11 protein-coding genes are annotated in these 14,330 nt (G+C 35.1%); 7 read left to right on the plus strand and 4 right to left on the minus strand.

Features of this window, described 5'->3' with window-relative positions:
- The first annotated feature begins 24 nt into the window (after nt 1-24).
- From KORDIASMS9_RS18665 to KORDIASMS9_RS18685, 5 genes are all read left to right on the plus strand, one after another.
- The gene (locus tag KORDIASMS9_RS18665) at nt 25-552 is read left to right on the plus strand and encodes a DUF6787 family protein (RefSeq protein ID WP_114904304.1); all 528 of its coding nucleotides are present in this window, start codon (nt 25-27) and stop codon (nt 550-552) included.
- Nucleotides 553-864: 312 nt separating this feature from the next.
- Nucleotides 865-1,197, plus strand: coding sequence for a hypothetical protein (locus KORDIASMS9_RS18670; protein ID WP_114904305.1), 333 nt, complete (start codon nt 865-867; stop codon nt 1,195-1,197).
- Nucleotides 1,198-1,239: 42 nt separating this feature from the next.
- Complete coding sequence (locus KORDIASMS9_RS18675) at nt 1,240-3,642, plus strand: TonB-dependent receptor domain-containing protein (protein ID WP_205318009.1); 2,403 nt, start codon at nt 1,240-1,242, stop codon at nt 3,640-3,642.
- Nucleotides 3,643-3,655: 13 nt separating this feature from the next.
- Nucleotides 3,656-4,213, plus strand: a complete 558-nt coding sequence (locus tag KORDIASMS9_RS18680; protein ID WP_114904307.1) for a type 1 periplasmic binding fold superfamily protein — start codon at nt 3,656-3,658, stop codon at nt 4,211-4,213.
- Between the two features lie 153 nt (nt 4,214-4,366).
- A complete protein-coding gene (locus KORDIASMS9_RS18685) occupies nt 4,367-5,494 on the plus strand; it encodes a DUF6438 domain-containing protein (RefSeq protein WP_114904308.1) in 1,128 nt (375 codons plus the stop codon).
- A gap of 53 nt (nt 5,495-5,547) precedes the next feature.
- On the opposite strand, the gene KORDIASMS9_RS18690 is transcribed toward KORDIASMS9_RS18685, so the two are convergent.
- From KORDIASMS9_RS18690 to folE, 3 genes are all read right to left on the minus strand, one after another.
- Nucleotides 5,548-7,641 carry a BNR-4 repeat-containing protein gene (locus tag KORDIASMS9_RS18690; protein ID WP_114904309.1) on the minus strand — a complete coding sequence of 698 codons (2,094 nt, stop codon included), beginning with the start codon at nt 7,639-7,641 and terminating at the stop codon, nt 5,548-5,550.
- Nucleotides 7,642-7,724: 83 nt separating this feature from the next.
- A complete protein-coding gene (locus tag KORDIASMS9_RS18695) occupies nt 7,725-9,008 on the minus strand; it encodes a DUF885 domain-containing protein (protein ID WP_114904310.1) in 1,284 nt (427 codons plus the stop codon).
- A 42-nt stretch (nt 9,009-9,050) separates the two neighbouring features.
- Entirely contained in the window at nt 9,051-9,647 is a 597-nt protein-coding gene (gene folE / locus KORDIASMS9_RS18700; protein ID WP_114904311.1) for a GTP cyclohydrolase I FolE, read from the minus strand.
- Between the two features lie 215 nt (nt 9,648-9,862).
- Between folE and KORDIASMS9_RS18705 the strand changes: the two genes are divergently transcribed.
- Both KORDIASMS9_RS18705 and KORDIASMS9_RS18710 read left to right on the plus strand, forming a co-directional pair.
- The gene (locus KORDIASMS9_RS18705) at nt 9,863-12,343 is read left to right on the plus strand and encodes a DUF5916 domain-containing protein (protein ID WP_114904312.1); all 2,481 of its coding nucleotides are present in this window, start codon (nt 9,863-9,865) and stop codon (nt 12,341-12,343) included.
- Nucleotides 12,344-12,392: 49 nt separating this feature from the next.
- Nucleotides 12,393-13,055 (plus strand): ABC transporter ATP-binding protein, encoded by a 663-nt coding sequence (locus KORDIASMS9_RS18710; protein WP_114904313.1) that lies wholly within the window; start codon nt 12,393-12,395, stop codon nt 13,053-13,055.
- A 44-nt stretch (nt 13,056-13,099) separates the two neighbouring features.
- Here KORDIASMS9_RS18710 and KORDIASMS9_RS18715 read toward each other — a convergent pair whose 3' ends face one another.
- Nucleotides 13,100-14,236: a hypothetical protein gene (locus KORDIASMS9_RS18715; protein ID WP_114904314.1), complete on the minus strand. Its 1,137-nt coding sequence runs from the start codon at nt 14,234-14,236 to the stop codon at nt 13,100-13,102.
- Nucleotides 14,237-14,330 lie beyond the last annotated feature (94 nt).

Raw genomic sequence — 14,330 nt, forward strand, 5'->3', positions numbered from 1 at the left:
ATTTGCTAGCGCAAAAAAATACACATGACTTCATTTAAAGAACGTTGGGAAATTAAACACAACTGGCAACTAATCTTTCCTTTTTTAGGAATCCTAGCGTTACTCTATACGGCGTATCTTTTTTCAAAAAATATCATTCGTTCTTTTGTAGATCGTCAAGAGTATAAACTACTGTATTATGCACTTGTAGCAATTGCTGTTATCATATTCTATATGATTATGCTGCGCTTCTGTTTGTGGTGTTTTAAAAAGTTAGAAGGCAAATGGATTACCAATTACCGTTGGGAAATCATTGCCATATTCTTAGTATTTGCCATCACAGGAACTAGTGCAATGCGAATTGCCAAACCACTACTCTATTGGTTTGGATTTAGCCGAACACTATTTCCTGAAGGTTTTTTGGGAGGATTTTTATATTGGATGATACGCATCATTATCATTTTACCTATTTATCAACTCCTTCTGATCGTTTACGGTACGCTTTTAGGACAATTTAAATTCTTTTGGGAATTTGAAAAGAAAATGCTCAAGCGCATGCGATTGATAAAGTAAGCTTATCTGTCTTTTGAAAATAGTCCTTTAAAAAAAGCTACTGCCCATAAGAACAAAAGAATCAATACTATGTATTCTAGGCTACTAAGATCAACATCGAATATGGTGTAGATATGCATTAGGTACTTATAAATAATTTACCCAAAACTAAAAAAAATAGCCAACTTTTAGAGTATTACAGTATTGTAAGCACTCAAAAAAGCAAATACTTTGTTATAATTTGGTAATTCTATAAGTTCTTATTTTTTTTACACTAAACCTTTTACTACATTTGTTGCGTTTGATTGCCATGATAGCAAATGAACAAAACCAATGAAAACTGTAACCTACATAAAGGAAATACTCATCGCGGCGTTGTTACTTGTAACATTAACGCTTCCATCTTTCATACAGTTTTCTCACCAATTAGAAGAAGAGCATACGTACAGTATTTGTCTTGAACAAAACGATCACATTCACGAAAATAATGTGCATTGTGATATCTGTGACTATCAGTTTTCAAATTTCTATTTTGAATTCGTTGGTCATTCAGCATTGACAATAACTCCAATTATTTCAATAGCAACTATTGGCTCTACAACGCCTTTATGCTATTATTTACCGCGTACAAACACACAATTACGTGCACCACCAAGCCTTTCTTGAGTATACTCAAAACTTACATTTATTTTTTAATTAAAGAATTACATGCGTACATATTTGTGTATGATATTGCTGTGTAGTGCTATGTTTGCACAAAGTCAAGAGTGCAGCTATACACTCACTGGTAAAATCATAGATTTACATGACAACTCTGTACTTCCTGGAGCCACACTCATTATGATTGGAGAAGGAAAAACAGTTGAATCAGACATCGACGGAAAGTATATGTTCTCTAACTTATGTGAAGGAACATATTCACTTCAAGTATATCATCCTAATTGTGAAACTCAGATTTTCAAAGTAAAAATTTCTAGTAATACGAAACGAAATTTCAAACTAGAACATCACTTAGAAGAACTGAATGCTATTACGTTACGAGCTTCTGTTTTTGGTAGTAAAACCAAAACAAATTTTGAGCAAAAAGTAACTAAAAAACAATTAGATAGATATACAAATGCTTCTCTGGGAGACGTTTTAAATACTCTTAGTGGTGTTTCATCGCTCAATACAGGAAATGCTGTGGTAAAGCCTATTATTAATGGTGTGCATAGCAGTCGTGTCGTAATCATGAACAATGGTGTTCGAATGGAAGATCAAGAATGGGGCGCAGAACACGCACCAAGCATTGATGTCAATACCATCGGTAACATCACGCTGATCAAAGGTGCAGGCGCACTAAAATACAGTGGTGATGCAGTGGGTGGAATGATTGTGACAGAAGCTGCTAAAATTCCAGTAAAAGACACCATTTATGGTAGAACACATGTAACTGGCGCGTCCAATGGTCGCGGTGGCTCAATAAGTTCCACACTCACCAAGAGTTATAAAAATGGTTGGTATGGTTCTGTTCAAGGAAGCTTAAAACGATTTGGCGATTATGAAGCGCCCGATTATGTATTAAGCAATACAGGCAACTTTGAACGTAGTATTGCAGCTACCATTGGTTTCAATCGTTTTGATTACGGTGTAGAAGCCTATTATTCTTTCTTTAAAAATGAGATTGGCATTTTGCGTGCATCACACATTGGTGGTGCGAGCGATCAGGTGCGTTCCATCAATAGTGGAATTCCATTAATTATAAGAGATTTTACGTATGATATTGAATCTCCAAGACAAGATGTAACCCATCATTTGTTTAAAATACGTGGATTCAAAAACGTGAAAAATTTAGGAAAAATAACGCTCCAATATGACTTTCAACAAAACGAACGTCTCGAATTCGATGTTCGTCGAAGTAGTGATGATGACGATAGAGCATCATTGGATTTAGCATTAAACTCACAAACCATTCGTTTGGATTTAGATACAGACAATACCGACTTGTTTAACTTGAAAACAGGAATTATGGCACAATATCAAAAAAATGTGGCAGATCCGAGTACAGGTGTACGAAGATTGATTCCTGATTATGAGCGATTCAATTTAGGAATATACGGTGTTGCTGATGTTTCAATAACGGACAACTTTTTGGTCGAAGTTGGCGCTCGATTTGATTATTTTAATATTGACGCCCAAAAGTTTTATAGAAGTTCTTTTTGGGAAGACCGAAACTACGATATACTGTTTCCAGAAATTGTAGTGGAAGAATTAAGTAATCAAGTATTGACGAATCCACAGTTGGACTTTTCAAACGTTTCGGCGACGTTGGGTACACGCTACAAATTTAATGATGACTATACAATCTACGCAAATTATTCACTGGCTTCGCGCGCTCCGAATCCATCCGAATTATTTAGCGAAGGTTTGCATCATTCTGCATCACGAATAGAATTGGGAGATTTGCGTTTTGACTCGGAAATTGCACACAAAATGTCAATCACCTTGCAAAAACAAGGAAAAATGTTTGGCTTTTCAGTGAATCCATATATCAACTTTATCAATAATTTTATGATTATTGAACCCACAGAAATTCGACAAACCATTCGTGGAAATTTCCAAGTTTGGGAATACCGACAAACCAATGCTACACTCTTAGGTGTTGATATTGATGCGTCGCTCACATTTAACGAAAACTGGAATTTCTATCATCAATTTTCATTGGTAAAAGGACATGACGAAACACTCGATTTGCCATTAATAGATATGCCGCCCGTAAATACAATGAACGGATTGGTTTATCAAAACAAGGAAATAAACAACCTACGAGTTGAACTGCAAAGTGAATTCACATTTAGACAAAATGAATTCCCTAACAACAACTTTGAAGCGTTTATTGCCGAAACTGACTCGTTTGAGTTGGTAGATGTAAGTACGCCGCCTGACGCGTATCATTTACTGCATTTACACACCAATGCTGACTTTTCGCTGAGTAAAAATTCAATGCTCAATATTGGAGTGTCAGTGACGAATATTTTCGATACTAACTATCGAAATTACTTAAACCGTTTGCGCTATTACGCGGATGATTTGGGTAGAAACTTTTCAATAAATCTAAAAATTACCTATTAAAAAAAAATCGAACATGAAAAAATTTAAAATTTCAATCTTAGCCGCAATTGCAATTACTGGACTCGTATTTACAGGGTGTTCAAGCGATGATGATGCACCAGCACCCGTAAATGAAGAAGAAGTTATAACAACCGTAACGGTAACGTTGATTCCTGCAACAGGACCAACTGTAACATTAACATCAAGAGATTTAGATGGTGACGGACCAGATGCGCCTGTTTTTGATATTTCTGGAAATCTTGCTGCTAACACAAGCTATATTGGTTCAGTTGTCGTACTAAACGAAACGGAAACACCCGCAGAAAATATCACGCTAGAAGTTATTGAAGAAGACTTAGAACACCAATTTTTCTACGATGCGTCCACAAGTTTAAATTTAACAACGAACAATCTTAACCAAGATTCGGAAGGGAACGATTTAGGAACTACATTCACAGTAACTACAGGTGATGCAAGTACAGGAACATTTACGGTAACACTCCTTCATGAGCCAACAAAACCAAACACAGGTTTAGGTGATGCTAACGGAGAAACGGATGCAGAAGCTGTATTTAACGTTGTAATCCAATAATCGTTTTGGTAGCTAGTTGCTAAGGATTAGTAACTATCACAAAGTATAAAAAAAGCCATTATCACTACAAATAGGATAATGGCTTTTTTAGTTTTTTAAGTGCATACGGTATACTATTTGTGGCTTCTATAACTTATTCATAAATTCATCCGCATGAAAAGCATCTTCTCCATTCTGCTCATTTCCTTGTTACTTTACAATTGTACCAGCGAAAAAAAGCAAAACTCCTTAAAAAGCAAAATACAAGGTGCTTGGATAGAAATAAACGTGGACTCCATACATAAAAAACGGTCTATTTCCCCTTTTAAAATTCCGTTCGGACTCAACTTTCAGCAAGATGCTGTTGATTTTTTTAAACAATTTACAGCATCTAAAAAAGATTCGCTACGTGGAAAGCGCAGTTATTCCACTTTCGTGGGAATGGTTCCGTATCAACTAAAAGCCGATAGTCTATTTATCCAGCATCCTTTGCAGCAAAATCTACATGTGTTTCAGTTCACAATAGATGCTTCTAAAAAAGATACGCTGATCTTGCAGAAAAATGATCAAACTCGCTACACCCTAATTCCACTACCAACGCCAGAAAAAGACACACTTCACTTTGATCAAGTAGTGTTATCGCGTTCGGGTTGTTTTGGCTCATGTCCCATCATGAATATCTCAATTCACAGAAACGGATCTGTCATTTTTAAAGGTGAAAAACATACTGATGTGATTGGAGTTTACAACACAACACTCTCCCCAAAATTAACCAACTATCTTTTCAAAAAGCTAGAAGCTATTCAAATTTCCAAAGTAAGTGACAATTACATGGTTGGTCATACCGATGATGAAACCATTTCAACAACCTTTCTTGAAAACGGTACGATTGTAAAAACCATTCGCGATTACGGGCAAGCTGGCACCAAAGAAATGTTATGGGCGTATCTAGCAACCTTAAATCTATACAAACAATTACCGCTGGTGGAAACTGCTAATCTCACAGAAATCCCAATACCAGAGTTTCTATATTTCGACAAGGATAAAAAACGATTGTTTTTGGAAAAATCAGAAGCCTTTTTACTATGGTTAGCCTTGCAAAACGCTACAATTACACCTACTAATTTTAAACCTACCTATATATTTTCAGGAGGATATTACGCAAAAAACCTAAAGCGGATTGAATCTGACGGACAATTGTATAAAGTCTATCTAAAAAACGGAAAAATTGACACCTATGATATGGGTTATAATTTCATTGAAAAAAACTTTACAGAAGCAGACTTTAAAAAATTACAATAGAATTCGTGTGAAGTTAAGAATCCCAAACTAACTAGAACTTCTACATCTAAAATTCAATCTTTTACATTTAAAATTTCAAAAACTTCCTTTCCTGCTAATAAAATAGCTCCGCTGGTTTCAATATGTCTAATAGAAATCGAACCCTTTTTGAAAATTTCAGATTGTGACTCTTTCCAAGCTTTCAGTACGTTTTCAGTATACTTTTTGTCAATCAAACCATCATTAATTCCAGCTGCCAAACCGTAAATTAATAAAAACTTTTGCCTTGTAAATCGTTCTGTTTTAAATGTTTCAGAATTCAATTCATCTGCAACGCGCTGACTCATCGCAACGAACTGTTTTTTCAAGGGTGCAAGCTCTAAAATAGTACTTTCAAAGTTTCGCAAAACATATAATAAAGAAGCATATTCCAAATCGATTCGGTATCCTTTAAAAGAATTCTTAGTAAGCTTCTCTATTTTTTGAAGTGTATTCCGATCATTTTTTGCCGTAGGCGACCAAATCAAATCTAGTATTCTACTAAAATCTTCATCGCTATCTTCAATTTCTTCAGTTTGATATTGTTGTACATTCAACAACTCATTTTCATAACGCGCTTCTTTGGTAAGTTCATAAAAAGCTAAAATTCCCGCTTCATATACTCCGTAATCCCAACTGTTTTTAGACAAATTGTGCTTAGGGTTTTCTAACAAAAGTTCTGCAATTTGACGCAATAAAAGCGTGATGTTTTCTTTAGTAAGCTCAGAAGTTACAACTGGCTTTTGCACATTCATTTTCACCGCAGTTTGAAAGCGATCTTTAAAATCAATCGCAAGTCCTTTGCCGCGTGTATCGTGTGCGTAATACATATACTTTGTATTCTGCAACCACATCACTTGCAACAGATTTTCAGGTTGCGCACCACGAACCGCAAAAGGACGTACATTATCTTTGGTAGAATTTTCAGTGATTTTTTGAATATTCCACGATTTTCCACGATTGTTAGTCGTCCACTGCTCTATCTCAAAAATGCTGTCTCTTTTTACGGAAAGATAAATTGTATTTGGCGATTCATGATCTAGCACAATACCACCAGCATAATGTGGTTCAGGTTCGGTCGTTCCAGCTCTTGTTTTCGGAAACCATCCGCCAGCATTGACCACATCATAGCTTTTCCATTGATTGTTCTCAAAAGTCGCATACGCATAGATATGTGTTTCTTCATTCGGAAACTTTGCATAGGTCACAATCGGATTTCCCTCGGCATCTTGCGCAATATCCCAATTCCATGATTTAATCATGTCCGATTCAAAAATCACGTCTAGTTCCGACTGGTACATGGGTAATTGTGAAATCTCTTTTATTTTTTGTCCATCGGCTTTGTAAAAAGCACCATTTTCATAGTACATATAGTACAATCCGTTCTTGGCTTCTTTCGTTGGATGTCCGTCTGTAAACGTAAAATGTATTTTAGAAACACCATCCGAATACACTTTCGTATATGGCGACTTTTGCAAATTAGTCTCTTCTGGCATGAATAATATTTTTCCTGTGGACCATGTTTTTCCTTGATCGGAAGAAACCGCATACGATGGTTTTAAAAACGTACCACGCCAAAACAAATAAATGTTTCCATCTTCGGCAGACAATTGCACAGGATTTGTGTACGTGTGATGCATCACGCTTGCATGGCGAATTTTTTCAGTATCATTCAAAAACAATTCGCGCACTGGCGACCATGCTGAAATAGCTTCTGGATGTACAGAAGTGCGCATGTACAACGGACTCGATTCTTGCAAATGCGTATTGAAAAACACGAGCAATCTACCATCATCATCCAATAAAATCGTGGGATTGTTATGATCGTCAATTTCCAAATTATCATAAATCACTTTGGAAGCAATCTGTTTCGTTTCATGATCGTAAAACCCAATATGCACATCGCCATAATTGTCTATCCAACCTGCGTAGGTGCGTTTGTATTTTCCTTCAAAATACACCGCTCTCGGATCAGAAAACCAACTCCAAACGCCATTAAACGTCATGGATTGATAGCTTTCGGAAGAAGTCGCTTTCGTATTTGCAAGCAAACGTGTTTCTCCATTTTGTGCCACACAACTAATGCACAATAAAAGCAAAATGATGGATGCGTAATTGATGAATTTCATGAGTGTGAACCTAATTATTGATTGTGTTTTTTTGTTGATTTGTTTGTTGAAACTGAAAACCCATACGTGAAAATAGTACGTTATTATTTTCCAAAAATTTCAGAATCAAGCACCGAAAAAGGCAACGCGCCATGTGCTAAAATCTTCTTATGAAATTCCAACCACGGAAAATTGGTTCCTTTTGACAAAGATTTTTCAAGTGCAGTTTTCCACTGTAAAATTTTATTAGCGCCATATTTATAGGTAATCACTTGTGCTGGCCACCGTTTCATACGTTGTATTTCACGCTGTGCAATGTCATCTTGTCCGTGTATGTGTTGTTGCCAGAATTTCAGTGCTTTTTCGTCGCTCCAATCGTAATAATTCAACCCAACATCCACGGCAACACGTACCGAACGAATAATGTCCCATTCCCACTTTCCCAATTCGTCATACATGGTTTCATAGGCATCAAATTCATTGCCCAATTCTTCTACATACGCTGCCCAACCTTCACGGTAACCGTTATAGGAGAACAAATTCCGAACGGCAGATTTTTCTAATTGTTCTTCAAATTTTATTTGATAATGATGCCCTGGAATTGCTTCGTGCAAGTAAATCCAAGCAATCTGACGTGTGTTGAAAGGCTTGTCAAAAAAATTATAATAAAACGTATTTCGCACTTCTGCATAATACGCAGGAACTTGTGCATACGCTTTATTTTTTCCTTGTTCAATGTTCACATCTGGTAATGCTGTCACTTTGGGAAATGCACTCACTAATTTTGGCAACAATGCTGCTTTGTATGTTTCAAAACGTTGTTGAATGGTTGCTACATCATTACAAAAAAAATCATCATTTTTTAAGTATTCTTGATACGCCAAACTATCCAATCCTGAAGCTTTTTGAATGGCTTTCATGGCTTTTTTGGCACGCTTGATTTCGGAACGTCCAAATTGAAACAACGCATCAGGTGTAACTTTTGCATCAATCCATTTTTTGAGAAAATAGACATACCATTGTTTCCCCATCGGAACGTTTTGCAATCCTTCTTTGGAAATTCTTTTTGGTTTGAGTGTCAACCACTTTTTTTCAAGATTGATACGTTCTAAGTGCAATTCAATTTCATACGAAACCAAGGCATAGTCCAATTGCTGTGCTTTTGACAATTGGGCTTCATCGAAGGATTGCAATGCCTTTTGGTAGTTGAGAAACATTTTTTCTTGCTTCGCAATATTTCGCTTGCTCTGAATCAACTCCAAATTATCTACATAGTAAATTTGCAACTCAGCAATATGCAAACGCTTAAAATCTTTGACGAATGCTTTTTCAAAGGAATTCCAATCGGAAAACGATGCTTGTCCAAAGACAAAAGTCTGAACAAACATGAAAAAGAGGAATATGTATCGAACCCGTTTCAAGTGATCTAATTAAGATAAATCAGAACTAATGAGTTTCAAAAATTCATTGCGAGTCTCCATTTTTTGAAAAGCACCGCGGAAGCCTGAAGTTGTAGTCACAGAGTTTTGTTTTTGCACACCGCGCATCATCATACACATGTGAGAAGCTTCTATAACAACAGCAACACCTTTGGGTTTGAGCGTATTGTTGATACATTCTAAAATATCATGCGTTAAGCGTTCTTGCACTTGCAATCGCCTCGCAAAAACATCTACCACACGTGGCAATTTGCTCAATCCCACAATATGACCGTTTGGAATGTACGCAATATGTGCTTTCCCGAAGAATGGCAAAATATGATGTTCACACAAAGAATACAGTTCAATATCTTTTACAATCACCATTTCATTATAATCTTCAGCAAACATGGCACTTTGTAAGATTTCAGCAGCGTCCATTTCATAGCCTTGCGTTAAAAATTGCATGGCTTTTGCAGCACGTTCTGGAGTTTTTAACAAACCTTCTCGCGCAGTATCTTCGCCTAATTCTTCTATAATCGTTTTATAACGATCTTTTACTGCATTGGTGACTTGTATATTGTATTCTTCTAATTTTCTGTACGACATCTTTTATAATTTCATTTGATCAGCATCGCTAAAGATAGGTAAAAAAAGAACATTCATGCTACAGCAATTTCCTGTAAATGTTAACAATTTAACATGAGATTTAACTTTTCTTTAGGACAAAAAAGTAAAGGATCGCGGTAATTTTGCGCAGTCTTATTGTAACAAACCTATTTTCCCTATGTCTTTAAGACAACTTCAATCAAAAAACTAAAATAATGAGCCGTTTCATAGTATTCGTACTACTTTTTTCTTTTTCCCTAAACTGTCTGGCTCAAGATAGCATTCCCAAAAAAACATACAACATAAAACGTACAGATACGCCGCCTAAAATTGATGGTATTTTGGATGATGAAGTATGGAAAAATGCGGATATTGCTACCGATTTTATACAATTTCGTCCTGATATTGGAAATACGCTACCCGATTATCAAAAGACGACTGTAAAAATGACGTATGACGATACTGCCATTTATGTTTCAGCATATTTGCGTGATAAACCTGAAAATATCATACGTCAATTTACAAATCGTGATAATTTTGGAATTAATGATTTTTTTATCATTGCGATCAATCCGAATAATGACGGACAAAATGATACATATTTTGTAGTTTTTCCGAATGGAAACCAAGCTGATGCCATTGCCAATCCGAGTGTTGGTGAAGATTATAGTTGGAATGCTGTTTGGGAAAACGCAGCAAAAGTGGTAGATGATGGTTGGATTGTAGAAGTAAAAATTCCCTACCGAACGCTTCGTTTTACCAATCAAGAAGATCCTACTTGGGGAATTCAATTTCACCGACAATTTCGAAAAACGAGAAAACAATATACATGGAATGCTTTTGATCCGACCAAAGGATATATTGGCTTGTATGCTGGCGAATTGAAAGGTTTGCGCAATATAAAACCACCAACACGCTTGCTATTTTATCCGTTTGCTTCTACGGTATTTCGCTCGTTTGATGGCGAAACAACCGAACAATATAATTTTGGAATGGACGTAAAGTATGGAATTACAGAAAACTTTACGTTGGATGCGACACTTGTCCCCGATTTCAGTCAAGCTGGATTTGACAATCTACAGTTAAATTTAGGCCCTTTTGAACAAACGTTTGCCGAACAACGGCAATTTTTCACAGAAGGTGTCGATTTGTTCAACAAAGGAAATTTATTCTTTTCACGTCGAATCGGAAATGCGCCATCAGGAAGTGTAGAAACTGCAGAAAATGAAGAAGTTGTAGATTTGCCTGACGAAGTAAAATTAATTAATGCCGTTAAAGTTTCTGGAAGAACGAAAGATGGACTGGGAATTGGTTTTTTTAATGCCGTTACGGAAAAGACAAAAGCGACCATTCAAAATACAGAAACGGGCGAATTTCGCCAAGAAGTTGTGGAACCGTTGACCAATTACAATATTATGGTCATCGATCAACAATTCAATCAAAATTCATCTATTAGTTTAATTAATACAAACGTAACTAGAGATGGAAGCGGTTTTAGAGACGCCAATGTGACCGGAATTGTTGCCGATCTTGTCAATAAAAAGAATACGCTTGGTATTGATACACGTTTGCGCATGAGCAATCGAAATCTACCAACAGGTACTGAAACAGGATTTAATTCATTCTTTGCCATTCGGAAGTTAAATGGACGTTTTCGATACAGTTTTGATCACAGTTTTTCCAACACCAAATACGATATTAACGATTTGGGATTGAACTTTCGGAACAACTTTAACAACTTTGGAGCTGATGCTTCGTATCAAATTTTTGAACCGACCAAAAGGCTCAATGAGTTTAGAGTAAATACGTTTGTAAACTACCGCCGTTTGTACGATCCAAGTGTTTTTACAGAAGTGAATTTTGGCGTAAACCTTTTCGGAATCCTAAAAGAAAGTTTGATGGCATTTGGTGTAGATGCGTTTCTTGCACCTGGAAAACAATTTGATTATTTTGAACCGCGCGATTTTGACAACAGACGTTTTTTTACGATTGAAAATCAGTTCAATGCAGGCGGATTTATCTCTACTGATTATAACAAAACCTTTGCATTAGATGTCAATGTAAATTTTTCTACGTTTTTTGAAGACAATCAAGGATTTACGAGATATCGAGTTCGCTTTGAACCAAGAGTACGCGTCAACGAGAAGTGTATTGTCGCATTTAGATCGTCACTAAACGTAGAAAATAACCGTCGTGGTTATGCCAATGATTCCAATGACTTGGAGAACGAAATTGTCTTCGGTCAACGTGATCAAATTGAGTTTGTAAATAGCATTTCTGCCAATTATAGTTTTAATACCTTCAATACGCTAAACTTAACGTTTAGAAACTATTGGACCACGGTAGATTACGATGATACGCCGTATTTTTTGCAGGAAAATGGACGCTTGGTACAATCACCAAATACCTTTGAAAGTTTAGGTTTGGGCAACTCCAATGTAAACTTTAGCACTTGGAATTTAGATTTGAGTTATACATGGCAATTTGGTCCAGGAAATTTTCTAACCGCATTGTATCGCAATCAAATATTCAATCAGACAGAAGCTTCCGATGCTACCTATTTTAATAGTTTGAACCGACTTTTTGATCAACCTATCGATCACACGTTGTCCATTCGTTTGGTGTATTTTATCGACTACAACAACGTAAAAAATCTATTCAAACGTAAAAAAAGGAATAGTAATATCAGTTCCTAATTGTATAGCACAGCTTTAAATAGTACATTTACGCTTATACACACATTGAATGATTACAGCTAAGAATATACACAAACATTACGGCAATTTAGAAGTCTTAAAAGGCATTGATTTAGAGATTAAAAAAGGCGAAATTGTGTCAATTATTGGCGCTTCGGGAGCTGGAAAAACGACTTTGTTACAGATTTTAGGAACCCTCGATAAAATGTCGCCCAACAATAATAGCTCGTTGATCATTAATGAAGTGAAAACGGAACAACTTTCTGAAAAAGAACTTGCTAAATTTCGCAATCATCATATCGGATTCATCTTTCAGTTTCACCAATTACTTCCTGAATTTACTGCGATTGAAAATGTATGTATTCCTGCGTTCATTCAACAAAAAGACAAGGCAGAAGCCGAAAAAAGAGCCAAAGAATTACTAGATTTTTTAGGATTGAAAGATCGGTATCACCACAAACCCAATGAACTTTCAGGTGGAGAACAACAACGTGTAGCAGTTGCTAGAGCATTGATGAACAAACCTGCGATTATTTTCGCCGATGAACCGAGTGGAAATTTAGATTCAGAATCGGCAGAAAATTTACACAATTTGTTCTTTAAACTTCGCGAAGAATTTGGGCAAACTTTTGTCATTGTAACACACAACAAAGAACTCGCAAATATGGCAGATAGAACTATTGTCATGCGCGATGGGAATATTGTGAGTTAGAGACTATCCAATATATAAATTTTAGTTTTAAGCAAAAAATACAGTCAATCATCTTTTTTTAAACTAATTGTATCGACAGAGTATTCTTGTGTAATAACTATATTTCTACATCTCCAATCATTATTTTCTTGAATAATTTGATTAGTGACTTTTAAATTGGATTTTAAAGCTTTTATTGATTTTGATGCATAAAAGGTTTCAAAATAAAGATGTAGCATCTTTTCAAAACTTTTAAAAAAAGAATTAAAATAATTCATATTAATCAGCTCTATTTTTACTGAATTACCTATTATCGTTTCACTTATAATGGAACTCTGAACAAGTTCTCGATGTAACATAGATAAGTGAATACTATCATGGATTGTTGAATTACTATTATTTTCAAATATCTCATCATATAGGGAAGTAGGTATTGTAAAGATTTTTAAATAAGTATAACCATCTAGAAAATCTAAAACCAAATTATCTCCTATTAATTCATACAATGGAATCATATTTGTCTTCATTTCAAATTCCGCAATAATTGAAATTAGGTTTAAAGGAAAATCATTTTTTATAATTTTTAAATAAACTTTATATTCTTCAAAAGATAACTTATTCTTAATTTCTAATACAAGGTTTAAAGTCTCATTAAAGCTTTCAATAAAAAATGATTCACAATATTTATTATCGCTAATTTTTTCATCTAGTTCAATAACTAAATCTGCTAAGTCGTTTCCTTTAATTTTATTATTTTTTAAGAATAATCTTTCATGGTATTTTTTTAAAGCAAAAAATGATAAATTACTACAATCTAATCTACTAAATTTATATAGCAAAGTATCTGTTGTTTTTGAATCTAGTAAGTCAATATAATTGATGAAACTTGTCACCTCACTTTGATTATTTTGATCTAGCTCTAAAAAACTTTTATATATCTCTAATTCTTGAAACTCTCCTTGTTTTCTAGTGATATCAAGCTGAGAGACTACCAAATCATTTTGTTTTTCTGAAATTTTTATTTGCTGAAAAGCAATAATTGTAGTCACGACTGCTATTATAATTCCAAGTATCGAGATAAAAAATTCTCTTTTAGAAATTTTGCTTTCAGTTTTTGTTGAAGAATTAACAATTTGCTCAAGCTCTTGAATTTGAGTTTTTAACTCTTCAATCCTTTTTTGTGTCTTTTTTCTTTTATACATAGAAAAGCATTTAAAATATTTGTGGTGTTAATTCAAAACTTGTTACAAATACTTTTTAAAAAGTAAGAAATTAAATTCAAAAAGCACACTTTTA

This window comes from Kordia sp. SMS9 (assembly GCF_003352465.1).
Taxonomy (GTDB): Bacteria; Bacteroidota; Bacteroidia; order Flavobacteriales; family Flavobacteriaceae; genus Kordia.